The organism is Oceanobacillus massiliensis str. N'diop, from assembly GCF_000285495.1.
In the GTDB taxonomy this organism is placed as follows: domain Bacteria; phylum Bacillota; class Bacilli; order Bacillales; family Amphibacillaceae; genus Oceanobacillus; species Oceanobacillus massiliensis.
The window spans coordinates 711,222-735,290 of sequence record NZ_HE610976.1 but is presented as its reverse complement, the minus strand read 5'-3'; the positions used below and the strand labels follow the sequence as shown (position 1 = coordinate 735,290).

The following is a 24,069-nucleotide window of genomic DNA, read 5'->3' as shown; positions in this document are numbered from 1 at the left end:
GGAAAAAATGGCGGGAGCGCGGAAATATCGGAGAAAGCGCGGAAAAAACGGCAGTAGCGCGGAAATATCGGAGAAAGCGCGGAAAAAAACGGCGGGAGCACGGAAATATCGAAAAAATCGCGGAAAAAACGGCAGTAGCGCTGAAATATCGGAGAAAGCGCGGAAAAAAATGCCAGGACCGCGGAAATATCGGAGAAGGCGCGGAAAAAACGGCAGTAGCGCGGAAATATCGAAGAAAGCGCGGAAAAAACGGCAGTAGCGCGGAAATATCGGAGAAAGCGCGGAAAAAGCAGCCGAACCGCGGAATTATCGAAGAAAGCGCGGAAAAAAACGGCAGTAGCGCTGAAATATCGGAGAAAAAGCGGAAAAAACGCCAGAAACGCGGAAATATCATAAAACGCGTGAAAGCCAGCATCCCGGCGGAAATATTCTCTTCCTAAAAAGCCCTCGTACTGCAATAAAAACCATACCGAGTAAAAACATTAAAATGAAAAGAGGAAATATGCATTTTTTGTAGAATTATAATAATTATAGAAAAGGAGTGATATTTATTTATGTATATAAAGCAACATGACAAATTAAATGAAGTCTTTGCGCTAGAGGCCTTGAACAGGAGAATTCCGGATTATCACCCTATAAAGGAAAAAGTGTTCAGTGATTGGAAAATAAAGAGATCGGAAATCGCTGGTGAAAAGGAGTTGGATTATCCACTTCGGTTCCTGGATGATAGCAAATTTCTTATCCTTCATAACATCCGTTTACAGGATGAAAGTGGTTTTTTCCAAATTGACACACTGATTCTTTCTAAAAAGTACATCTTGATACTTGAAGCGAAGAATTGGCAAGGCACAGTAATATTTGATGAGAACGGCCAGGTTATACGCAAACGCAATAATCAGGAGGAAGAAGGTTTCCCAAGCCCTATTCCACAAGTGAAAGTCCAGATGTTTCGCCTTCAAAAATGGCTCAGACAACTTCAATTCCCCGATATGAAAATTGAAGCTTTCGTAGTAATCAGCTTTTCCAGCACCATAATAAAACCCGCCAATCCCACTGTTAAAATCCCTGAACAGGTAATCCTGAATAATCAACTCTACTTCAAAATCAAAGAGTTAGAGAAAAAATATCGTAAAATGACCGCAAGCATGGAAACCCTAAAGGAGATTTCTCTCGCTTTAGTAAATCATCATACCCCGACAAATGACAATCTTCTCCAAAAATATAAATTGAATAAATCAGATTTAGTCAAAGGTGTATTCTGTCCTGTATGCAATGCCATTCCAATGATACGAAGACAAAACAAGTGGCACTGTACGGACTGCGGGGCATTTTCTTCTAATGCACACATTCGCGCCTTGGAAGACTATAGAAGGATAATAGGAAATACCATTACAAACCTATCAGGCAGAGAATTTTTATTGATCGAATCCCCGGATGTGACAAGACGCTTACTATTGAAAGAGAAGTTAATTAAGTTCGGCAAAACAAAGGGATCAACTTATCAATGGAAAGAATGAGCAAAACGGAAAAATCGGAGTAGCGAAGAAAAAGAACCGGATGCGCGGAAATATCAGGGGAACCGTGGAAAAAACGTCAGAGCCGCGGAATTATCAACGAAAGCGCGGAAAAAATGGCAGGAGCGCGGAAAAAATGGCAGGAGCGCGGAATTATCAGGAAAAGCGCGGAAAAAACGTCAGAGCCGCGGAATTATCAGCAAAAGCGCGGAAAAATCGGAGAAAGCGCGGAATAATCAGGAAAAGCGCGGAATAATCAGCGAAACCGCGGAAAAAGAGCCAGAACCGCGGAATAATCAGGAGAACCGCGGAATTACAAGCGAAATCGCGGAAAAAACGCCAGAAGCGCGGAATTATCACCAAAAAGCGCGGAATTACCAGCCCCCACCCCGACCAAGCCCCCACTAATCCCAGCCTCAACAGTGCTCACAACTCCAGCACCCCCCGCAGCAATTGACCACTTGCACTCGCATATACTATAATTAGAATGTTAATCAGAAAAAGAGGTGTCCGTGATGTTAGACCGTCTACAAACGTTGGAAGATCGTTATAATAAATTGAATGAGATGTTAAGTGATCCGGAAGTAATTAGTGATACTAAAAAGTTGCGTGAATACTCCAAGGAGCAGTCTGGCTTGGAGGATGTTGTTCAGGCTTATCGTGAATATAAAGATGTTACGGGTCAATTGAATGATGCTAAGGAAATGCTTGAGGATAAAATGGATGCGGATATGCAGGAAATGGTGAAGCTTGAAATCGATGAGCTGACCGATTCTAAACAAGAACTTGAAGAGAGAATGAAAATTCTTCTGCTTCCAAAAGATCCGAATGATGACAAGAACGTATTTATGGAGATCCGCGGTGCAGCGGGCGGAGATGAAGCTGCGTTGTTTGCTGGAGATTTATATCGTATGTATTCGAGATATGCTGAAGCACAGGGCTGGAAGATTGAAGTGATGGAAGCAAGTTCCACAGGTGTTGGCGGATATAAGGAAATCATTTTTATGATAAACGGTAAAGATGTATATTCCAAACTTAAATATGAAAATGGTGCACATCGCGTACAGCGCGTTCCTGAGACGGAATCAGGCGGACGAATCCATACATCGACGGCAACTGTTGCTGTTTTACCTGAAGCAGAAGAGGTTGAGGTGGAGATTCATGATAAGGATATCCGTGTCGATACCTTTGCTTCCAGTGGACCTGGTGGGCAAAGTGTTAACACGACAATGTCTGCAGTTCGGCTGACACATGAGCCAACTGGTACTGTTGTGTCTATTCAGGATGAGAAATCGCAAATCAAGAATAAAGAGAAGGCGATGAAGGTACTGCGCGCACGTGTGTATGATAAGTTCCAACGGGAAGCGCAGGCTGAATATGATGAAAACAGGAAATCTGCTGTAGGTACCGGAGATCGCTCTGAGCGTATCCGAACTTATAATTTTCCTCAGAATCGTGTGACCGATCACCGCATTGGGCTGACGATTCAAAAGCTGGACCAGATCATGCAGGGGAAACTTGATGAATTTATCGATGCCTTGATTATGGAAGAGCAAGCAAAGAGATTGGAAAATATCGGTGAATAAGATGACAAAATCATTAAAACAATTCGAAGTCCTTCGTTGGGCTTCTCTTTTTTTAGAAAAGTATGATCGTGAGCCACGTGTTGCAGAAATCCTTTTGCAGCATCATTTAAATGTAACGAGGTCACAGTTTTACATGCTGATGCAAGAGCCTGTATCAGGTGAAATAGCAGAGATGTTCAAGGCGCAGATTGTAAAACATGCCGAAACTGGCATACCTGTCCAGCATCTGACGGGGTATGAGAGCTTTTACGGGAGAGATTTTACAGTCAATGAACATGTATTGATCCCGAGGCCAGAAACCGAAGAGCTCGTCCTGCATATCATTGATTCTGCTGGTCAGCCTGCAAACAGCAATCAGCCACTGACTATCGTTGATATCGGAACAGGGAGCGGGATTATTGCCATTACTCTTGCATTAGAGCTGCCAGAGGCAAAGGTTTATGCATCCGATATATCGAAGGATGCGCTCGCAATAGCTAGACAGAATGCAAAACGGCTGGGAGCGGATGTAACCTTCCTGCAGGGGGATTTTCTAGAGCCAATCATTGATGAACAAATCAAGGCAGATATAATTGTCTCCAATCCTCCTTACATTGCTAGGGAAGAAGCGCCATTATTGTCGGACACGGTAAAAAACTTTGATCCGGAACTTGCGCTTTTTGCTGAGAAGAACGGATTGGCAGCCTATCAGAAAATCATTATGCAGGCGCCGGAAGCGGTTAATGCCGACGCGCTGATTGCTTTTGAAATCGGTCATAAGCAAGGCCGGGCTGTGCGTGCCCTTATCAAGGGAACATTTCCAGGAAGTGCCGTAACGACCATTCAAGACATTAATAAAAAGGACCGAATCGTATCAGCGGTAATAGAGCCAGAGTCCTAACATCAAACGCAGAACCGAAAACGTTCTATAGCCAGCAATCTATCTTTCTGCAGCATAGGAATACCAAAAAAATAATAGAATACTAGTTTAAAAAGGAAATCCCCTGTCCATACTGGCAATTATACAGTTGGAGAGGGGATTTCTAAATGAGAAGGCTTATATTTATCGCACTTATATTTTCAATTTTTTTCTTGGCTCTGCCAGCAAATGGAGTTGGTAAGCAGGAATCTAACAAGCTGGATTATCAGGTTATTCCGGATGAGGCAATTCGTCTGAGAATCCTTGCAAATAGCGATACGGATGAAGATCAGGCACTAAAGCGACTTGTTCGTGATCGGGTAAACGAGCAGATTACGGATTGGGTACAGCATATCACAGATATTGAGGAAGCAAGGGCTTTGATAGAATCGCGTCTTCCGGAACTGGAGATGATTGTAGCAAATACAATAGAAGAATCTGGCAAGGATAACCCATTCACAGTGGAATATGGAGATCAAGTTACTTTCCCAGCGAAGCTATATGGATCTTTCCTGTACCCAGCAGGTGAGTATGAGGCAGTATTGATTACCCTTGGTGAGGGAAAAGGTGCGAATTGGTGGTGTGTACTATTTCCGCCATTATGTTTTCTTGATTTCTTCAATGGTACAACCGTAGCGGAAGCAGAGACTGAAGCAGCGGATATAGAAGCTCCAGAGGAAGAGGAAGAAGAAACAGAGATTAAATTTTTTCTCTTTGAATGGTTTGGGTGGTCATAGTTGCTCTAGTAAATGCATAGTATAGAACAAAAGGAACAGCCTATTTCTATCAAATATATGTATAGAGGTGAAAGCTTTGAAGATAATACCTGCCAAAGATGCGTCCTATGTTCAGTTAGAAGCGTTTTTTGAGAAAAATGTAAATGTTAATAAGAAGCAAGTTTATGAGAAAGGGTATGTTGTTGAGATAAAGCAGAAGATTGAGGGATGTTTCGTTCTGGAACAAGTGGAAGAGAATATCTACTGGCTTAAGCAGCTGTATATTACCCAGACCGAGGCTGGACGGCTTCCATTCTTATTGGAGTCGATTCTGACCCTTGCCAAACAGCAGAACGCAAAAAGTGTCTATGTGCACAGTCATCAGCCAGTTGTGGATATTTTACTGGAGGCATTGCAATTTCATCCACAAAAAGAGCATATGTTTGAGGATAAATATCCAACCAATAAAGGGAGCTGGTGGGCATACAATGTTTCTTAGAAGTTACACACATTATACACAGGTAACTGTGTATAGGTGCTGAAAATATGTTAATAAAATCAGACTTCTGTGGATAACGTTGATTATACTGTGAATAATTTCACTGATAAATCAATGTTATCCACATTTTGCGTAAACCGTTTCTATCCGATAAAATATAACGTAGAAATGAGGTAGCAATTATGATAGAAACAAAGCGCTGGAATATAAAAAATGACAAAACATATAATCATCAGGCCATTGAAGATGCGGCAGAACGTTTAAAGGCAGGGAAAACCATTGCGTTTCCGACTGAAACGGTTTATGGGCTTGGGGCAGATGCAACAAATGAAGCAGCAGTGGCAAAAATTTTTAAAGCAAAAGGCAGACCGCAGGATAACCCGCTGATTGCCCATGTTGCAACAGTAGAACAGCTTAGAAGGCTTGTGGATGACATTCCTGTATATGCGGTACAGTTGATGGAAGCTTTTTCTCCTGGCCCATTAACATACATATTACCGAATAATGGAACCTGCGCAGACAATGTAACGGCTGGGCAAACTACCATTGGTGTGCGTATTCCGGACCATCCGGTTGCACAGGCACTCTTGGAAAGGGCAGATGTCCCCGTTGCTGCGCCGAGTGCCAATCTTTCAGGGAAACCAAGTCCTACTTTGGCTGACCATGTGTGGGCTGATCTTCATGGCAGGATTGACGGCTTGCTGGATGGCGGTCCAACAGGTGTTGGATTGGAATCTACGGTTATTGACTGTACACAGGAAATTCCGATTATATTAAGACCTGGTGGAGTTACAAAGGAACAGCTCGAGGAAGTCGTTGGGACGGTTATGACAGATCCCGGACTTGCCAATGAGAAAGAAAAACCAAAATCGCCTGGAATGAAATATAGGCACTATTCACCTGAAGTACCTTTATGGCTAGTGGGAGGGAAACCAGAACATATACAGACCATCATTAATAAAGAGAAAACGAGGGGAAATCGATTAGGTATTCTTGCAAGCGAGCGGACCGCCGGATTAATCCAAGCCGATGAAATCATATCTCTCGGTACAGACATCACAGAAATTGCCGCCCATCTATATGATGGCTTAAGGAAATTTAAGCAGGGTGATGTCGATATTATCATTTGCGAAGCATTTTCGGAGGATGGCATCGGACAGGCGGTCATGAACCGACTGAAAAAGGCGGCAACGGAATATATCCAATAGCAGGATGGCAAACCTCGAAGTATGAGGAAAATCAAAATCCAAGATTTGGCTAAGCACAAGCACAGCTGCCAATAAGCAATTAAGGCAAAAGACATTCATATGTCCCATCTTACATGCATAGACTTAACAAGCATGTCCAAGGGGGAATAAGGAATGTTTTTTTCTCATGAAATCCTATCAATGATAGTACTTTCAATTGCTCTCGGTATGGATGCATTTTCCGTAAGTCTCGGTATCGGGATGCAGCAGCTGCGGTTGAAGCGCATAGCATTGATTGGATTGGCAATAGGGATTTTTCATATTTTTATGCCGCTTACCGGGATTCTGCTCGGAAAAGCAATATCAAATCAAATCGGTGAGCTGACTGCATTAGCGGGTGGAGCATTGCTGTTTGTCATTGGTGCGCAAATGTTTTTTTCTGCCTTTAATCACCAGTCTGTAAGTGGCTTCCGGCCTGTCGGAGCAGGAATTTTGCTTATCGCGTTGAGTGTCAGCATAGATAGCTTCTCAGTCGGTCTGGGACTTGGAATAACCGGAGTCAAAGTGGTCTTGACGTTAATTTTATTCGGTGCGGCAAGTTGCTGCCTCTCCTGGCTAGGCATGCTCCTTGGACGGAAAGTGCATGGCTATCTTGGTACATACAGTGAATTATTGGGAGGCAGTATCCTTTGCGGCTTTGGATTATATGTCTTGTTTGGATGAGTAATCCTGGCTGATAGTTGGAAAATGGACCACCGGCAACAGAATCAGAATCATTGCTATCCACTTAATGACAAAGTCCCTTGTCACAGTGTTCCCCCTTATCACATTCCTTGATGTTAATGTACTGTACTGGCTATCTGCAGCCAGCACAACGCAGACTATATCTGCGTTCCAGCGGGCTTTACGATATGAAGGAGATTTTCAATATAATTTGGAAATCTCCTTCTTTTCTTTACTGTGAAATATGATATATTTGTCATAGAGTCAATAAACGGGGGTTTCGTAATGAATATATTATTTGTTTGTACCGGGAATACGTGCAGGAGTCCAATGGCAGAAGCTTTGCTGAAAGAAAAAATGCCTGAGGCCAATGTACAGTCAGCTGGGATTTTTGCAGGCAGAGATAGCCGCGCAAATAATAAAGCGGTAGAAGCGATGCAGGAACGCGGAATCCAGTTGAATCACCAATCGCAGCCGGTCACAGACAGTCTCCTGCAGTGGTCTGATATTGTCCTGACTATGACGGCGAAGCATAAGCAATCCATGATAATGGATTTTCCGGAATACCAGGATAAATATTATACCTTTAAGGAATATGTCTCAGAAGCCGATAAAAAAGTATGGAATGAATTAAAAAAGGCCTATGCAGATTATGAAGAAAAACGGATGGATTTTATTCGGAATAATCAATCCAACATGAACCATGCCCAATTGGAACAGCAGCTTCAGGATTATTTGAATGAGGATATCACGCAAATTGTAATGCTTGAATCAAGACTGATCAGCTACGATATTCCCGATCCATTTGGAGGGAATCTCGAAACCTATCAAGCAACATTGGACGAATTGGATGAAAATATAGACCTGTTAATAAAAAAATAAAGAAGTAGCCGGGGGAAGCAGATATGGATAAGAAATATCGGTTTGGTTTGCGCTTTAAATTAATGATCTTCACGACAATTTTGGCAATCATCACCTATACTTTCAGTGCTCTATTCATTTATGTACTATATGATTATGTACAGAATTTCTGGGTAATCCAGCTGGAATGGTATATCATCCTGATTTTGCTATTTGGTATATTTTGGTCTGGTGTTCTTGCGTTCCTGGCAGCAGGTGTCATTACAAAACCAATGGAAACACTGGAAAAAATTGCATCGGAAGCAGCAAACGGCAATTTAAAACAAGAAGTGGATATTCCGAAATCGGATGATGAGATACGATCTCTTGCTATAGCTGTAAGTACGATGCTGCAGAATCTAAATAAAATGGTACATAATATTGATAGGCATTTTGAGAGTACAAATGAAACGGTCATCCAGATGAAGGAAGCTTCCCATGCAGCGACCCAGCATTCAACCTTAATTGGCGGGTCGATCAATGAAATCTCAAAGGGTGCAGAGAGTTCCGCAGAGGCAATTCAGAGTACAGCAGAGGCTGTTGAAGTTGCAACAGGACTGGCAAGAAAGGTTCAAGACAAGGCAGAGCAATCGAAGGAAAGATCAACAGAGATGCTTGGTACGTTAGACGAGAGCAAAAAGGTTGTTTATCAGCTAGTCCAAGGGATTCAGAAATTGGCGGATGATCAGGAGCATTCCCTGAAGGATGTTGATCATCTCAAGCAAAATGCCTTACAGGTGGAGACCATCATTACCCTTGTTGGCGAGATTGCCGAGCAGACGAACTTGCTGGCATTGAATGCGTCTATTGAAGCGGCGCGTGCTGGGGAACATGGCAGAGGTTTTGCCGTTGTAGCCGAGGAAATTCGGAAATTGGCCGATCAGAGTGCTCAGGCTGTGCAGCGAATCTCCGGTTTGATTGAAGCGATTCAGGAAGATGTGAATCTTGTGGTGGAGAAGATTAATGACAATGTCACATATGCCAAGAAAGAGGCAGCAAAAGGTGCAACTACTAATGCTACGATTGAGCAGATGTCCGGATCGGTTAATGTTGTAGCATCTGAGATTGCAATGATAACAAGTCTAGTAGACCAGCAGCTGCAGTCCATTCAGGATACGGTCAGAATGTCGCAGGAGGTTGCAGCAATTGCAGAGGAGACATCTGCAGGAACAGAAGAAGTAAATGCGGCCATCCAGGAGCAAGTGGCAACAATGGAACGGGTGGACAAGCTTGCACATACAATGGAAGAACAGGCACATACCCTAAATAAACAGATCAATCGATTCAAAGTCTAATTCGAGAAAGTCTATTTTGTAACGTGTCACATTCAAGCTGATAGGTATAAAGAAGCTTGACATCATACAAGGATAGGTGAAAGAATAATGGCATATGAAAAGATACAAGCGGATTTAAAATCGATTATAGAAGAATGGATTACAAGTGATTATTTACGTGAAGGAGAGCTGTTTGTACTAGGCTGTTCCACAAGTGAAGTGACAGGCAAGGATATTGGAACCTCGGGCAGTGAGCAGATTGCAGAGGTCCTGTTCGATGAAATGAAACTATTGCAGAAAAGAACAGGAGTACTGCTTGCTTTTCAATGCTGTGAACATCTCAATCGTGCATTAGTGGTCGAGCGGGAAACTGCGGCAAGATACATGCTGGAACAGGTTTCGGTTGTTCCAGTCCGACATGCAGGCGGCTCTATGGCATCCCATGCATATAAGCATATGAAAGACCCGGTGGTCGTTGAATCGATCAAGGCAGATGCAGGAATGGATATCGGAGAAACAATGATAGGGATGCACTTGAAGCATGTTGCTGTACCGCTGCGGTTTGAGCAAAGGAATATCGGAAATGCAAGGGTAAGAGCGGCACGCACCCGTCCTAAACTGATTGGCGGCAGTCGCGCCAACTATGAAGACACGCGTTTGAATGATACTTGCAACTAAATGATTTAGGGGCGAAATCTGCCTCTTATCATATATTTTTTATAATACATAGGGGGCTTTCTAATGGAACATGTACAACAAGCAGATATGGAATTATTCGAAGCAATGCAGGCAGAAAAAAAGCGCCAGCAGGATAAAATCGAACTGATTGCATCCGAAAATTTTGTCTCCCAGGCAGTGATGCAGGCAATGGGATCCATTTTAACGAATAAATACGCAGAAGGATATCCTGGAAAAAGATATTACGGCGGTTGTGAACATGTTGATGTAGTAGAAGACCTGGCCCGCGATCGTGCAAAAGAGCTTTTTGAAGCAGATCATGCCAATGTACAGCCCCACTCAGGAGCACAGGCGAATATGGCTGTTTATTTTTCCGTACTTGAACCCGGTGATACGGTCCTCGGTATGAACCTGAACCATGGTGGGCATCTGACACACGGAAGCCCTGTCAACTTTAGTGGTAAGCTATATAACTTTGTCGATTATGGTGTCGACAAGGAGACAGAACAGCTTGACTACGATGCAATTTTAGAGAAAGCAAAAGAAGTAAAGCCGAAATTGATTGTTGCAGGCGCAAGCGCATATTCAAGAACCATCAATTTTGCCAAATTCCGTGAAATCGCTGATGCAGTAAATGCTTATTTAATGGTGGATATGGCACATATTGCAGGACTTGTCGCAACAGGTATGCATCCAAACCCTGTACCATATGCTGATTTTGTTACAACAACTACACACAAAACATTACGAGGTCCGCGCGGCGGCATGATTCTTTGCAAAGAGGAATATGCAAAGCAAATCGACAAATCCATTTTCCCTGGCATTCAGGGCGGCCCATTAATGCACGTTATCGCCGCTAAAGCAGTGTCCTTTAAAGAAGCTCTATCCGGAGATTTCAAGACATATGCCGAAAACATTGTCAACAATGCCAAAGTACTTGGAGAGGCATTGACGAAGGAAGGAATCCGTATTGTATCCGGCGGAACGGACAACCACCTGCTCCTATTGGATGTGACACCACTTAACCTGACAGGAAAAGTTGCAGAAAAGGCACTAGATGATATCGGAATAACGACAAATAAAAATACAATTCCGTTTGATCAGGAAAGTCCATTTGTAACAAGTGGAATCCGTATCGGAACAGCGGCAGTTACTACCCGCGGATTTGGTGAAAAGGAAATGAAGGAAATTGCCTCGGTTATCTCGCTTACATTGAAGAACCATGATGATGAAGCTAAATTGGAAGAGGCAGCAAAACGAGTGATTGCACTGACTGGGAAATTTCCATTATATGCATAAATTGATGAGGATGCCACGATTTTTCGGGGCATCCTTGTTATGTTTTTCTAACAAGATGCTACCTAAACTTGAAAGCTTGTCTATTTTTAAGTACAATTCTTAAAGATATAACAATTTTGAAGGAGTGATCTGACAATGAGTAATGTTTTCGTATTTGATCATCCGTTAATTCAGCATAAATTAACGTACATAAGAGATAAAAATACAGGAACAAAGGAATTCCGCGAGCTGGTTGATGAAGTAGCCATGTTAATGGCCTTTGAGATTACCAGGGATTTGCCGGTAAAAGAAGTGGACGTTGAAACACCGGTAACAATCGCAAAATCGAAAGAATTGGCCGGCAAGAAAATCGGCCTCGTTCCAATCCTGCGTGCAGGACTTGGGATGGTTGACGGTGTCCGCAAGCTTATCCCGGCTGCAAAGGTTGGACATGTCGGATTATACCGTGATCCCGAGACTTTAAAGCCAGTGGAATACTACATTAAATTACCGTCTGATATCCATGAACGTGAACTCATCGTTATCGATCCAATGCTTGCAACTGGCGGTTCAGCAAGTGACGCTATCGCCTCCCTCAAAAAGCGCGGCGCAAAAAACATTCGACTCATGTGCCTGATTGCAGCACCTGAAGGGGTAGAAGTAATCAAAAAAGAACACCCTGATGTTGATATCTACCTCGCAGCATTAGATGAGAAATTGGACGACCATGGCTACATCATCCCAGGACTCGGCGACGCCGGCGACCGCCTCTTCGGCACAAAATAAAAGAGGTGCCACAAAGGTGCCTGTCACTTCCCGAATTTTGTCGAATAGTATAAGTAAGGCAGCTGTTATCTTATAGGAGATGACAGCTGCCTTATTTTTAGTTTAGTAAGTTTAAACTAGAAACGCGGAATTGAGGTGGAAAGCGCGGAATAACCGGAGGAAGCGCGGAATAACCGGAGAGAACCGCGGAATAAATGGCAGAACCGCGGAAAAACGGAGAGAACCGCGGAATAATCGGCGAAACCGCGGAAAAACGAGCAAAACCGCGGAATTACCATCCAAAAGCGCGGAATAATTCAAATTACCGCGGAATTGCGTCCGCTCCGCCCCTATCCCGCATCCCCGCACGCGCACTCTGGCCTGCTCCGGCCCTATCCGCATCCCCGCACACGCACTCCGGCCGCTCCGGCCCTATCCGCATCCCCGCACACGCACTCCACCCCTTGCACCCCCGCACCCAACCCCAACCGAACCCCAACCCCGTCATCTTCCATGCATAATCCAGCCCGCCTTCACAAATCCTATAGCTAAAAGGAGGCTGCCACCTGTGCGAAAATTCATCATAACTTTAATCCTGCTATTAATCATCCCATCGGCCATCCATGCAGAAGAAGATCTCCAGTCGATTATCATAGAAGTAGAAGGGGACCCAAGCGAGCATAAAGAATACATCGAAGCGTATCATCCATTTATAGAGGTAGTTGCGGTCTATGATACGTTATTCAATGGATTGGCATTACAAGGAAGTCCAGCTAATCTTGAAAAAATGGAATCGCTGGAATTTATCAAAAGCATCCATACTGTTCAGCAGTATGAAGCGCTTGAATGGAGCAGTGCAACCCAGCGTTATGGATCCTTCAGCTGGAACAGCGCAAATTCGGAAATCGAGCAGGCTATTCAGCCAAACGACATCAATACGACCCAATATACAGGAAAGGGAGTAAAAGTTGGGGTCATTGATACCGGGATTGATTATGAGCATCCCGACCTTAAAAATAATTATCAATCTGGATACGACCTCGTCGATTTGGATGATGATCCGATGGAGAGCTTGCCAGAGCAGGGTGTCCCGACATCACACGGCACCCATGTTGCAGGCATTATTGCAGCAGATGGGGATATAAAGGGGGTTGCCCCCGATGCGCAAATCTATTCCTATCGGGCACTCGGACCAGGGGGTGCGGGGACTTCTGTACAGGTGATAGCAGCAATGGAGAAGGCGATTGAAGATGAGGTAGATGTGATTAACCTTTCATTGGGGAATAATGTCAATGTACCGGATTACCCGACGAGTATGGCGGTAAACCGAGCTTCTGAAATGGGGATAACGGTTGTAATTGCGAATGGCAACAGTGGACCGGATGATTGGACAGTAGGTTCTCCGGCGACAGCAGATCAGGCATTGTCAGTAGGTGCTTCCACCATGCCTATGCAAGTGCCTTTTTTGTACGACACATTGGAGGATAAATCGATCCAATTAAGTGAGATGATCGGATCTCCCCCATGGGAAATCATCAGATCCAATCAGCTTATCGAGGCCGAAGCTGGCACCGATGTTTCTCTAAGCGGCAAGATTGCATTGATTCAGCGAGGGAGGATTCCATTTTATGAATTGGCAAAAACAGCAGAAGAGAAAGGTGCAATTGCTGCAGTTATCTATAATAATGAAGATGGTCCATTTCAAGGATCTGTAGATAATGAGAAGGATCCGTTGAATATTCCAGTGGCGACTGTTTCGAAAGAAGATGGTGAATGGCTGAAAACACAAGCATCGAAGCAGCCATTTTACATAGAAACCAGCTATCTCGATCAGGGCAGTACAACAGCACCCTTTAGCTCGCGAGGACCGGTCACCGTAAATTGGAATATCAAGCCTGATGTGCTTGCGCCCGGCACTGCAATATGGAGTACGGTACCTGGAGGGTATCAGCAGATGGATGGAACGAGTATGGCGGCACCACATGTCACGGGTGCGGTCGCTCTCATTAAAGAGGCTCATCCGGAATGGACAAGGGAGCAGATAATCGGTGCTCTGAAGACGACTGCCGATCATTTGAAAGAGCAGGATGCATCCATCCCAACCATTCAAGGAATGGGAGAAATTCAGCCTAAAGCAGCCATCGACACAGCTACCATTATCCATAATCCACAACTGAATCTTGGCATGGTCGATAACTACCGGGAAGAGCTCCGGTATGAGCTTGAAATTGAGAACATGACAGGTGAAAGCCAAACCTATTCCTTTACCTATCCGAAGAAGAAAAAGGGATTATCTTGGGATATACCTGCTTCCTTCACGCTTGAAGCGAATGAGAAAAGGAGCATACCAATTACCTTGAATGTAACAACTACGAGGCTTGAGGAGGGGGTTCATCAGGACTGGCTGACCTTAAATCAAGAAGGGCAGAAATACCATCTGCCATATATATTCGTGAACCAGCATGCAGACCAGCCGAAAACAGCAGGATTTGAATTCACATTAAAAGGCTTTTCTGATGATGTATACCATTACAGTATTTATACTACGGAACCAGCGAGACGTATGGAAGTCGATCTATATAACCCGGAAAGCCTTCAATTTGAGCGGAAATTATTGGAATCGGAAGAATTGGAGACAGGCCTTCATGAAGGGGAAATCACAAAAAAAGAAGCCGGAAAAAGTGGCTACTATCTAGCTATTGTAACGGTCTACCTGGAAGACGGTTCCTATGAAACCAATCAGTCCTTAATCTATATAGAATAGATATTGTAACATTTTAGCGAAAAAAAGCCTTCGTTCACAAAAATGTCATGTTTTAAGACCCGAATTTCATTTATAATGAAGTTTGGGTCAAACCCATGAGACATACTTTGTGTGCAATAGTCAACCATTTTATTCTGGAATCGAAGAATATTTTTGGAAAATGCAGTTTTCCCTTGGAAAATAGGCATTGTTAATTAAATGTTATTTATCTTGGATTCCAATTGACAACAGTGGTCAGGCTATTGTAAACTTGCTTAATGTGGGGTGAAATGCATTGCGTTTTTACTGCAATTATTTTAATAGATTGTCGAACTTTTAGATCTTAAAATTCGCCTCCGCATTACAGTAGCATTTGTTATTTTAAATGACTTCTGTTACATAAAGTGCTGTCATGGTTTGACCGTGCTTCCAGCTGCAGAATGAAGTATAATAATACTGGGAAGTATGGATTGGTACTAGTGGATTCGTTGGTATTGGAAACGGATGCATGAACAGGTTGACGGGATTTCGAATAATTGCAAGCAAAAGCATGTGTCTTTGTTACGGTGCAGGGGAGTAGTGTAAATGATTACTGAATATGATCAAATGATTACCCGGCAACGTAAATGGATGCTCTATCTGATTGCGATTATGGTAATAGGATCCGGTTTTTCATCGTACCAAGAAATATTTAATAGTCTCTTATTAGGCAGTGCAGTAAGCTTCTATAATCTTTGGCTGCTTCAGCACAAAACAAAAGCACTAGGGAAAGCAGTTGTTGAAACTGGTAAAGTGCGCGGAGGACTTGGGACTTTCTCAAGACTCGCTGCAACAATGCTGACTGTGCTGATCGCACTTCGTTTTAATGAAACCTTTCATATTATTGCCGTAGTTTTTGGTCTCATCTCTTCTTACATCGTGATATGCCTGGATGTTGCTTCTCGAATCATCGCAAACAGAAAAAATCACAATTAAACCATTGGCGGGGTAAAGTATGAACGGCTTCTATAGATGATGTTCAATCTGAAGGATTAACCCAAGCATTGAACATTCTCTTATTCAATTAGTGTAAAGGGGTGATAAATTTGGATCATACAGCTCCAATAGTTGAAGACGTCCTTGGCATCTCCTGGCTGGATTTCAATCTGTCCAACGTTTTCATGGTCTTCGTGGTATCGCTGATTGTTTTTATATTTTGCGTGCTCGCAAGCCGGAAACTGCAAATGAAACCAAGAGGGATGCAGAATTTCATGGAATGGGCTGTTGAGTTCGTTAAAGGAATTGTCAACGACACAATGGATTGGAAGACAGGTAAAGTATTTTTACCATTTGGATTGACACTCATTTTTTATATCCTTGTGAGTAACCTTGCGGGTGTGATGACTGTCGGAGTAATAGAACATGATCTATGGTGGAAATCACCAACGGCCGACGCCACGTTGACGTTGACACTGTCAGCAATGGTTGTAGTATTAACACATTTCTATGGTATTAAAGTACGGGGAACAAAAGCGTATTTTAAAGACTATGTAAGCCCGGTGCCATTAATGTTGCCTTTTAAAATAATTGAGGAATTCACCAATACCCTTACATTGGGTCTTCGTCTCTTTGGTAACATCTATGCGGGTGAAGTTCTGCTGGCATTGCTTGTAGGACTGGGAACATCTTCAGTACTTGGTTTCTTTGGTGCAGCATTGCCGATGATTGTTTGGCAAGGATTTAGTTTATTTATTGGTGCCATCCAGTCATATGTATTCGTTATGTTAACAATGGTATATATGTCTCACAAAGTGAGCACTGACCATTAAATAAAAAAATTATTTAGGTTTACTATAAAAGGAGGAAATATTCAATGGAAGCTTTAGCAGCAGCAATAGCAATCGGATTAGCAGCATTAGGTGCTGGTCTTGGTAACGGTATGATCGTTAGTAAAACAGTAGAGGGTATCGCACGTCAGCCAGAATTAAGAGGCGCATTACAAGGTACAATGTTTATCGGGGTAGCACTAGTAGAGGCGATTCCGATCATCGCAGCGGTTATCGCATTTATGGCTATCTTTATGTAAATCGCATTTTTATCAGAAATATAATGGCGAAGTTCATTACTACAGAATCTTCGCCATTCCTTTATGTAACTTTAAGGCGGTAAAATAGAAATAACATAGATGTGAAGTCACGGTGAAAGGAGTGAAATCAGTGCATTCATATATGGATTTTATGACAATCGGAGCTAGTGTTGGTGGATTAAGAGTTGGAGATATGCTCGTGCAATTAATCTGCTTCCTAATCTTATTGGCATTGTTGAAGAAATTCGCTTGGGGTCCACTCATGAGCAAGATGCAAGAACGTGAGGAATATGTGGCTGGAGAAATTGAATCTGCAGAAAAAAGCCGTTTGGAGGCTGAGCAAGCTTCAAAAGAAGCAGCTGCACAATTGAACCAAGTAAAACAAGAAGCACAGAAATTGATTGAAGATGCGAAGACTGCTGGTATCAAGCAGGAGCAGGATATTATAGATTCAGCCAAAAAAGAAGCTGATCGGATTATTCAGGCTGCACAAGCTGATATTCAAAGTGAGAAAGAAAGAGCAATCCAAGCGCTTCAGGATAAAGTCGCTTCCTTGTCTGTACTAATAGCAAGCAAAGTTATTGAGAAAGAAATCAGTGCACAGGATCAGGAGCAATTGATCAATGATTATATCAAAGAGGTAGGAGAAGAGCGATGAGTGAAGCAATAGTTGCCAAACGTTATGCAGATGCTCTTTTTCAACTCGGAAAAGAAAAGAACTCATTGGAACAATATGCAGATGAATTCCGCGTGGTTCGTGAAGTCTTCAAGAATAACAAACAACTCGTTACAATCCTGAAACATCCTAAAATAGATAATGTGAAGAAGAAACAGTTTATTTCTGAAGTGTTTCAAGGCGTTCATATCGATGTTGTCAATACAATCAAATTGGTTGTCGAACGACATCGCACAGACGCCATTCCCTCCATTATCAATCATTTCATCCAATTGGTGAATGATGCAAAAGGAATAGCAGAAGCTACTGTATATTCAGTTCGTGAATTATCAGATTCGGAAAAGCAGCAATTGCAATTATCCTTCTCCAAAAGATTGGGTAAGACTTCAATTAACCTGCTGAACGTAGTAGATCCGTCTGTTATCGGCGGAGTGAAAATCCGTGTTGGAAACACCATCTATGATGGAACAGTAAGCGGAAAACTAAATCGTATTTCTCGAAAAATAGTGTCTGCAAACTAAGAAAGACAACTTGAGAGCGATATTTTTTTACATTTCTAGAATGTAACAATTGATGATAGGGGTGAAATGGTATGAGCATAAATGCTGAAGAAATCAGTACACTAATTAAACAGCAAATCGAAAACTTTGATGCAGATATCGAAGTTAATGATGTCGGCACAGTTATTGAAATCGGGGACGGTATTGCGAGAGCACACGGACTTGATAATGCAATGGCTGGGGAACTACTTGAATTTTCAAATGGTGTAATGGGACTAGCTCAGAATCTGGAAGAAAGTAACGTTGGTATCGTTATTCTCGGACCTTACACTGGTATTAAAGAAGGCGATGAAGTCCGCCGTACAGGACGTATCATGCAAGTGCCTGTTGGTGAGGAATTATTAGGTCGCGTTGTGAATCCTTTAGGTCAAGCAATTGACGGTAAAGGTGCAATCGAAACGGCTAAATCTCGTCCAATTGAAGCAGCTGCGCCAGGAGTAATGGATCGTAAATCTGTTGATGAACCATTACAGACAGGAATCAAAGCAATTGATGCATTGGTACCGATCGGCCGTGGTCAGCGTGAGCTTATCATTGGTGACCGTCAGACTGGTAAAACTACTGTTGCTGTAGATACCATTCTAAACCAAAAAGATCAGGATATGATTTGTATATATGTAGCTATCGGCCAGAAAGAATCTACTGTTCGAAACACAGTTGAAACTTTCCGTAAATATGGCGCACTGGATTATACAATCGTCGTTACTGCTGGTGCATCTGATCCTGCTCCATTATTATACCTTGCTCCATATACAGGTGTTGCAATGGGTGAAGAATTTATGTACAACGGTAAACATGTATTGGTTGTTTATGATGATTTATCTAAACAGGCGGTAGCATACCGTGAACTTTCCCTATTACTTCGTCGTCCTCCAGGCCGTGAAGCATTCCCAGGGGATGTATTCTACTTGCATTCACGTCTATTAGAACGTGCTGCCAAACTTAGTGACGCATTGGGTGGCGGTTCCTTAACTGCACTGCCATTCGTTGAAACACAGGCTGGTGATATTGCAGCATATATTCCAACAAACGTTATATCCATCACGGATGGACAGATCTTCCTGCAGTCTGATTTATTCTTCTCTGGTGTGCGTCCAGCGATTAACGCCGGATTATCCGTATCCCGTGTAGGTGGATCGGCTCAGATTAAAGCGATGAAGAAAGTAGCGGGAACATTGCGTCTTGACTTGGCATCATTCCGTGAACTGGAAGCATTCTCCCAATTTGGCTCCGATCTTGATAAATCAACACAGGCTAAATTGAACCGTGGTCAGCGTACGGTAGAAGTTCTTAAACAAGGGTTGCATAAGCCAATGGTAGTTGAAAAACAGGTTATGATTCTTTTTGCATTAACAAAAGGATACCTGGATGATATTCCAGTGGAAGATGTACTTCGTTTCGAGAGCGAATTGAATGTATGGGTTGAAAGCAATCGCAATGAATTATTCACAACTATCCGTGAAACAGGCAAACTTCCGGATGATGGTGAAATGAGATCTGCTATTGAGGCTTTCAAGAAAACATTTTTACCAACAAATAATTAATGAATGAATGATGCATCTCTATATATAGATGATTATCTTCAATATAGATTTCGAAAAGAGAATAAAGGACCGGGATTCAAGTTAATGTTAGCTTTATTTCCGGCCTCAGCCTCTGACAGGAAAGTGTGGTGAAAAAGCTTGGCATCACTTAGAGATTTGAAGGGTCGAATAGATTCAACAAAAAAGACAAAGCAAATTACTGGTGCAATGCAAATGGTATCTGCTTCTAAAATGAGTAAAGCAGAGCAAAACGCAAAGGGTTTTGTGCCATATGCAGATAAGATTCAGGAAGTTGTAGCAAGTATTGCGAACAGCAATACGGATGTTCAGCATCCTATGCTGACAAAGCGCGAAGTGAAGAAGACAGGATACCTGGTGATCACTTCTGACCGTGGATTAGTTGGTGCTTACAACAGTCATGTATTAAAAAACCTGATGAATACCATTCAAAAACGTCATCAAAGTACAGATGAATATACGATAATTGTAGTTGGACGCAAGGGCTATGATTATTGCAAAAAACGAAATCTGCCTGTTTCCAATAGTATCATTGGTATGGCAGACCATCCAACATTTGCTGACATTAAGGATCTTGCTTCTGAGACAGTCCAAATGTACAGTGATGGGGAGATTGATGAATTAAACATTATTTATAATCACTATGTGAGTGCTATTTCTCAACAGGTTACAGCAAAAAAACTGCTTCCTATCGAGAATCTTCATGAGCATGGTGCAGTAAATAATGATTATGAATATGATCCGAACCAGGAACAGATATTGGAAGTTCTTTTACCACAGTATGCCGAAAGCTTAATCTTCGGTGCATTGCTGGATGGAAAAGCAAGTGAGCATGCCGCCAGTATGACAGCAATGAGAAGTGCAACAGATAATGCATCAGACCTTATCGATGACTTGTCATTGACATATAACCGTGCGCGTCAAGCAGCTATTACACAGGAAATCACAGAAATTGTTGGTGGGGTAGCAGCGCTTGAATAGCACCCTGGCCATGTTGAAAGTAAGTTAGGAGGGAAAACGATGAGCAAAGGACACGTTACACAAGTAATGGGGCCGGTCGTTGACGTAAAATTCGAAGACGGCGAGCTTCCAGCGGTATATAACGCTTTAGTTGTCCGTAATGAAAACAGTGAAGGTTCTGATCTTACATTGGAAGTAGCTCTTCATCTTGGTGATCATAGTGTTCGTACAATTGCAATGTCTTCAACAGACGGTGTAAAACGTGGAGCAGCAGTAGAAAACCTTGGAAGACCTATCTCCGTCCCTGTAGGTGATGTTACACTAGGACGAGTATTTAACGTACTTGGCGAAAAGATTGACTTGGATGAGGCACTTCCAGAAGGAACACGTTTGGATCCAATCCACCGTCAGGCACCTGATTTTGAAAATCTTTCTACAGAAACAGAAATTTTGGAAACAGGTATTAAAGTGGTTGACTTGCTGGCACCATATATTAAAGGTGGTAAAATCGGCCTCTTCGGTGGTGCGGGTGTAGGTAAAACCGTATTAATCCAGGAACTGATCAACAACATCGCTCAAGAACATGGCGGTATCTCCGTATTCGCCGGTGTTGGTGAACGTACTCGTGAAGGTAATGACCTTTACTATGAAATGAAAGATTCCGGTGTTATAGCTAAAACAGCGATGGTATTCGGACAAATGAACGAGCCGCCTGGTGCACGTATGCGTGTAGCATTAACAGGACTTACAATGGCTGAGTATTTCCGTGATGAGCAAGGGCAGGATGTATTGCTCTTTATCGATAATATTTTCCGCTTTACACAAGCAGGTTCAGAGGTTTCGGCACTACTTGGCCGTATGCCATCTGCCGTTGGTTACCAGCCGACACTTGCTACGGAAATGGGACAGTTACAGGAACGTATTACATCTACGGATAAAGGTTCTGTAACGTCAATCCAGGCTATCTATGTACCTGCCGATGACTATACTGACCCGGCTCCAGCTACAACATTTGCTCACTTGGATGCAACGACAAACTTAGATCGTAAACTTTCTGAGCAAGGTATCTATCCTGCAGTGGATCCACTAGCCTCCACTTCACGTGCATTAGATCCGGAAATCGTTGGTGAAGAGCATTATAGAGTGGCAACTGAAGTACAGCGCACACTGCAAAAATATAGAGAGTTACAGGATATTATTGCAATTCTTGGTATGGACGAACTTGGCGATGAAGATAAATTAGTCGTTTCACGTGCACGTCGCATTCAATTCTTCCTATCTCAAAACTTCCACGTTGCTGAGCAATTTACAGGGCAAAAAGGTTCTTATGTTCCTGTAGCTGAAACAGTTGCCGGATTCAAAGAGATACTTGAAGGGAAATACGATGACCTGCCAGAGGATGCTTTCCGTCTAGTTGGACGTATTGAAGAAGTATTAGAAAAAGCAAAAGGTATGGAATAATAGACTGAAGGTGGAAGGTCAGGGATATATCTCTGAATAATGCTCGGATGGATCTATTTGATTAGTTCATCGAGGATTCCTTCTTGCCAGTCTTAGGAGGGGTTACATTGAAAACACTGGATGTGAGTGTTGTTACTCCTGGCGGTCCGGTTTTGGAAGACAGTTTTGACATGATTGTTTGTAAGGCTGAAACCGGTGAAATCGGTATTTTACCTGGCCATATTCCTCTTGTAGCTCCATTGCAAATCAGCGCAGTTCGTCTGAAAAACGGTAATGAGACGCAGAAACTGGCGATTAATGGCGGCTTTATGGAAGTACAGCCAGATAAAGTGACGATTCTTGCTCAATCGGCAGAAAAGGCTTCAGAAATCGATGTAGAGCGCGCGCAAGAAGCAAAAGAGCGTGCGGAACGTCGTCTGCAAGCAAATCAAGACAATATTGACAAAACCCGGGCTGAATTAGCACTCAAACGCGCAATGAATCGCCTGAATGTAGGCAATCAATAAAAGCAAAAGTCCCCAGCAATAGTCATACTTAACGAATCCGTGGCAGAAAGGCAGCAGGTCTTTAGATTGCAGATATCTGCGGCTATTACGGCCAGACTGCCTTTCACTTGGCTACGCGGTGTGTTGGTTAGCATAATATGCAATGGGGACTAGAGTTGGATATGGATGTCTCGGTAGATAAATGATCGACATCATGTCCAATTCAAATGATATAAAAACTCTTATAACTTCATGTTGTAAGAGTTTTTTTAAATGGTTTGAAATGATATCTTCTGTTCTTGTTAAATTCCTCAGTCCTTGTCGATATTTCCCGGGAAATGGAGAGAAGATGGTAGAAATAATAACATGAACTGACGTTTAAATTGCTAAAATACATGACATTGACATATATATGCAGCAATGACAGAGTAATAATAGAACTTTAAAAAAGGTGGTACTTATGTTTTCAATTGGACAAACAGCGCTTATTAGTATGATTTCGCATATCATTTTCATTTATGTCACCTGGCGACTGGTGCTTGCAATGAATTTCGAACCAATCATTAAAAAAGGCCGCACCAAAGAGGGCAGGATGTTCCTGCTGTTCCTTGCAATCGTAATAGGAAGTGGTGTCAGCAGATTTTTCCTTGAAATTTTGAGATGGTCAGGTGACCTTATATATTTATTCTAATATATTTAATCTGATAGCTTTTGTAAATCTCTCAATCTATTGGATTGTCGTAATTTGTATAGTATGTAACGTGATCCCCCTGTCAAAACTATAATTAATAGTTTCGGACAGGGGGATCTTTTGATGAAAAAAACTGCAGTGATATACATATTACTTATCTTACTTACAGCAAAACCAATGGTTAACGGAATGGAAAGGGATGAAATGATTGACTTGGCAACCTTTACGCAGGAGCAGGGAGTAGCGATCGATCATTGGCAAGTAACTTTAAAGGAAACATTGGATATAGAAAAGATAAACCAAATCGTAGAAGATATGAAAAATAGTAGATTAGTCACTATGACAGAGGATGAGAATGTAATAAAATATCTTCTTAGGGACGTTCATAAAGAAGCAGCGATAGACGTAACCTATAGTGTTGTAATTGCAAAGGCCGACCCATACCAAGCAGAGATGATTGCAGTAATAGAAGGATCACAATGGAGCAGTCAAATAGAGGGTGAATACTTGTCAATCAAACGTTTGATCAAGGAAGAATTCTTTACTGAATCCTTAAAAATATTTGCTTGTCTGAAAACTGGAATTGGTGGTATAATGAAGGCTGATGATTTTGTGGAAAGAATCACAAATTATTTCAATTTAGAACATATTGTGACACAGAATGACACAATTGCAAATTCATCGCATGAAAAAGTAATATACGGGTATACAGACTTATGGAAGCAAAATTTTATCATACAGGGTACCCAAATGAATTTACAATTAGCTGTAGTAACTGACGACGACAAGAATCTGACATACACGATAGGAACACCTATCCTAATAAATGAATATTAATATAATGAAAT

At 42.4% G+C, this 24,069-nt stretch carries 26 protein-coding genes; 24 read left to right on the top strand and 2 right to left on the bottom strand.

Annotated elements, in window-relative coordinates; translation table 11 throughout:
- A partial coding sequence (locus OMHG_RS18555; protein ID WP_161603057.1) for a hypothetical protein occupies positions 1-458 on the bottom strand: 458 nt, incomplete at its 3' end.
- A 96-nt stretch (positions 459-554) separates the two neighbouring features.
- Here OMHG_RS18555 and OMHG_RS03555 point away from each other — a divergent pair.
- The gene (locus OMHG_RS03555) at positions 555-1,517 is read left to right on the top strand and encodes a nuclease-related domain-containing protein (protein WP_010648387.1); all 963 of its coding nucleotides are present in this window, start codon (positions 555-557) and stop codon (positions 1,515-1,517) included.
- Between the two features lie 153 nt (positions 1,518-1,670).
- Here OMHG_RS03555 and OMHG_RS18230 read toward each other — a convergent pair whose 3' ends face one another.
- On the bottom strand, positions 1,671-1,934 hold the full coding sequence (locus OMHG_RS18230) for a hypothetical protein (RefSeq protein WP_147628999.1): 264 nt from the start codon (positions 1,932-1,934) through the stop codon (positions 1,671-1,673).
- Between the two features lie 95 nt (positions 1,935-2,029).
- Here OMHG_RS18230 and prfA point away from each other — a divergent pair, with 95 nt between their 5' ends.
- From prfA to OMHG_RS03435, 23 genes are all read left to right on the top strand, one after another.
- Positions 2,030-3,100, top strand: a complete 1,071-nt coding sequence (gene prfA / locus OMHG_RS03545; protein ID WP_010648384.1) for a peptide chain release factor 1 — start codon at positions 2,030-2,032, stop codon at positions 3,098-3,100.
- Position 3,101: 1 nt separating this feature from the next.
- Positions 3,102-3,980, top strand: coding sequence for a peptide chain release factor N(5)-glutamine methyltransferase (gene prmC / locus OMHG_RS03540; RefSeq protein ID WP_044476777.1), 879 nt, complete (start codon positions 3,102-3,104; stop codon positions 3,978-3,980).
- 146 nt (positions 3,981-4,126) lie between these two features.
- Entirely contained in the window at positions 4,127-4,735 is a 609-nt protein-coding gene (gene spoIIR / locus OMHG_RS03535; protein WP_010648380.1) for a stage II sporulation protein R, read from the top strand.
- A gap of 76 nt (positions 4,736-4,811) precedes the next feature.
- Complete coding sequence (locus OMHG_RS03530) at positions 4,812-5,213, top strand: GNAT family N-acetyltransferase (RefSeq protein WP_010648379.1); 402 nt, start codon at positions 4,812-4,814, stop codon at positions 5,211-5,213.
- Between the two features lie 185 nt (positions 5,214-5,398).
- The gene (locus OMHG_RS03525; protein WP_044476776.1) at positions 5,399-6,421 is read left to right on the top strand and encodes an L-threonylcarbamoyladenylate synthase; all 1,023 of its coding nucleotides are present in this window, start codon (positions 5,399-5,401) and stop codon (positions 6,419-6,421) included.
- A 153-nt stretch (positions 6,422-6,574) separates the two neighbouring features.
- A complete protein-coding gene (locus OMHG_RS03520; protein WP_010648376.1) occupies positions 6,575-7,123 on the top strand; it encodes a manganese efflux pump MntP in 549 nt (182 codons plus the stop codon).
- 285 nt (positions 7,124-7,408) lie between these two features.
- Positions 7,409-8,005, top strand: coding sequence for a low molecular weight protein arginine phosphatase (locus tag OMHG_RS03515; RefSeq protein ID WP_044476694.1), 597 nt, complete (start codon positions 7,409-7,411; stop codon positions 8,003-8,005).
- Positions 8,006-8,028: 23 nt separating this feature from the next.
- The gene (locus OMHG_RS03510) at positions 8,029-9,318 is read left to right on the top strand and encodes a methyl-accepting chemotaxis protein (protein ID WP_010648373.1); all 1,290 of its coding nucleotides are present in this window, start codon (positions 8,029-8,031) and stop codon (positions 9,316-9,318) included.
- A gap of 87 nt (positions 9,319-9,405) precedes the next feature.
- Complete coding sequence (locus tag OMHG_RS03505; RefSeq protein WP_010648371.1) at positions 9,406-9,975, top strand: TIGR01440 family protein; 570 nt, start codon at positions 9,406-9,408, stop codon at positions 9,973-9,975.
- 63 nt (positions 9,976-10,038) lie between these two features.
- Complete coding sequence (locus OMHG_RS03500) at positions 10,039-11,274, top strand: serine hydroxymethyltransferase (protein ID WP_010648368.1); 1,236 nt, start codon at positions 10,039-10,041, stop codon at positions 11,272-11,274.
- Positions 11,275-11,409: 135 nt separating this feature from the next.
- Complete coding sequence (gene upp, locus OMHG_RS03495) at positions 11,410-12,039, top strand: uracil phosphoribosyltransferase (RefSeq protein WP_010648367.1); 630 nt, start codon at positions 11,410-11,412, stop codon at positions 12,037-12,039.
- A 547-nt stretch (positions 12,040-12,586) separates the two neighbouring features.
- Positions 12,587-14,782, top strand: a complete 2,196-nt coding sequence (locus tag OMHG_RS03490; protein ID WP_010648364.1) for a S8 family serine peptidase — start codon at positions 12,587-12,589, stop codon at positions 14,780-14,782.
- Positions 14,783-15,346: 564 nt separating this feature from the next.
- On the top strand, positions 15,347-15,736 hold the full coding sequence (locus OMHG_RS03485; RefSeq protein WP_010648363.1) for an ATP synthase subunit I: 390 nt from the start codon (positions 15,347-15,349) through the stop codon (positions 15,734-15,736).
- Between the two features lie 110 nt (positions 15,737-15,846).
- Positions 15,847-16,569 carry a F0F1 ATP synthase subunit A gene (atpB, locus tag OMHG_RS03480; protein ID WP_010648361.1) on the top strand — a complete coding sequence of 241 codons (723 nt, stop codon included), beginning with the start codon at positions 15,847-15,849 and terminating at the stop codon, positions 16,567-16,569.
- Between the two features lie 44 nt (positions 16,570-16,613).
- A complete protein-coding gene (gene atpE / locus OMHG_RS03475) occupies positions 16,614-16,826 on the top strand; it encodes a F0F1 ATP synthase subunit C (protein ID WP_010648360.1) in 213 nt (70 codons plus the stop codon).
- Between the two features lie 130 nt (positions 16,827-16,956).
- Complete coding sequence (atpF, locus tag OMHG_RS03470; protein ID WP_010648359.1) at positions 16,957-17,484, top strand: F0F1 ATP synthase subunit B; 528 nt, start codon at positions 16,957-16,959, stop codon at positions 17,482-17,484.
- Positions 17,481-18,023, top strand: coding sequence for a F0F1 ATP synthase subunit delta (locus OMHG_RS03465; protein ID WP_010648357.1), 543 nt, complete (start codon positions 17,481-17,483; stop codon positions 18,021-18,023). The genes atpF and OMHG_RS03465 overlap by 4 nt, the downstream gene beginning before the upstream one ends.
- A 71-nt stretch (positions 18,024-18,094) precedes the next feature.
- Positions 18,095-19,606, top strand: a complete 1,512-nt coding sequence (gene atpA, locus OMHG_RS03460; RefSeq protein WP_010648356.1) for a F0F1 ATP synthase subunit alpha — start codon at positions 18,095-18,097, stop codon at positions 19,604-19,606.
- Between the two features lie 138 nt (positions 19,607-19,744).
- Positions 19,745-20,605: a F0F1 ATP synthase subunit gamma gene (locus OMHG_RS03455; protein ID WP_010648354.1), complete on the top strand. Its 861-nt coding sequence runs from the start codon at positions 19,745-19,747 to the stop codon at positions 20,603-20,605.
- Positions 20,606-20,644: 39 nt separating this feature from the next.
- Complete coding sequence (atpD, locus tag OMHG_RS03450; protein WP_010648353.1) at positions 20,645-22,045, top strand: F0F1 ATP synthase subunit beta; 1,401 nt, start codon at positions 20,645-20,647, stop codon at positions 22,043-22,045.
- 107 nt (positions 22,046-22,152) lie between these two features.
- The gene (locus OMHG_RS03445; RefSeq protein ID WP_010648350.1) at positions 22,153-22,551 is read left to right on the top strand and encodes a F0F1 ATP synthase subunit epsilon; all 399 of its coding nucleotides are present in this window, start codon (positions 22,153-22,155) and stop codon (positions 22,549-22,551) included.
- Between the two features lie 439 nt (positions 22,552-22,990).
- Positions 22,991-23,221, top strand: coding sequence for a DUF1146 family protein (locus OMHG_RS03440; RefSeq protein ID WP_010648349.1), 231 nt, complete (start codon positions 22,991-22,993; stop codon positions 23,219-23,221).
- A gap of 123 nt (positions 23,222-23,344) precedes the next feature.
- Positions 23,345-24,058 (top strand): YwmB family TATA-box binding protein, encoded by a 714-nt coding sequence (locus OMHG_RS03435; RefSeq protein ID WP_010648347.1) that lies wholly within the window; start codon positions 23,345-23,347, stop codon positions 24,056-24,058.
- Positions 24,059-24,069 lie beyond the last annotated feature (11 nt).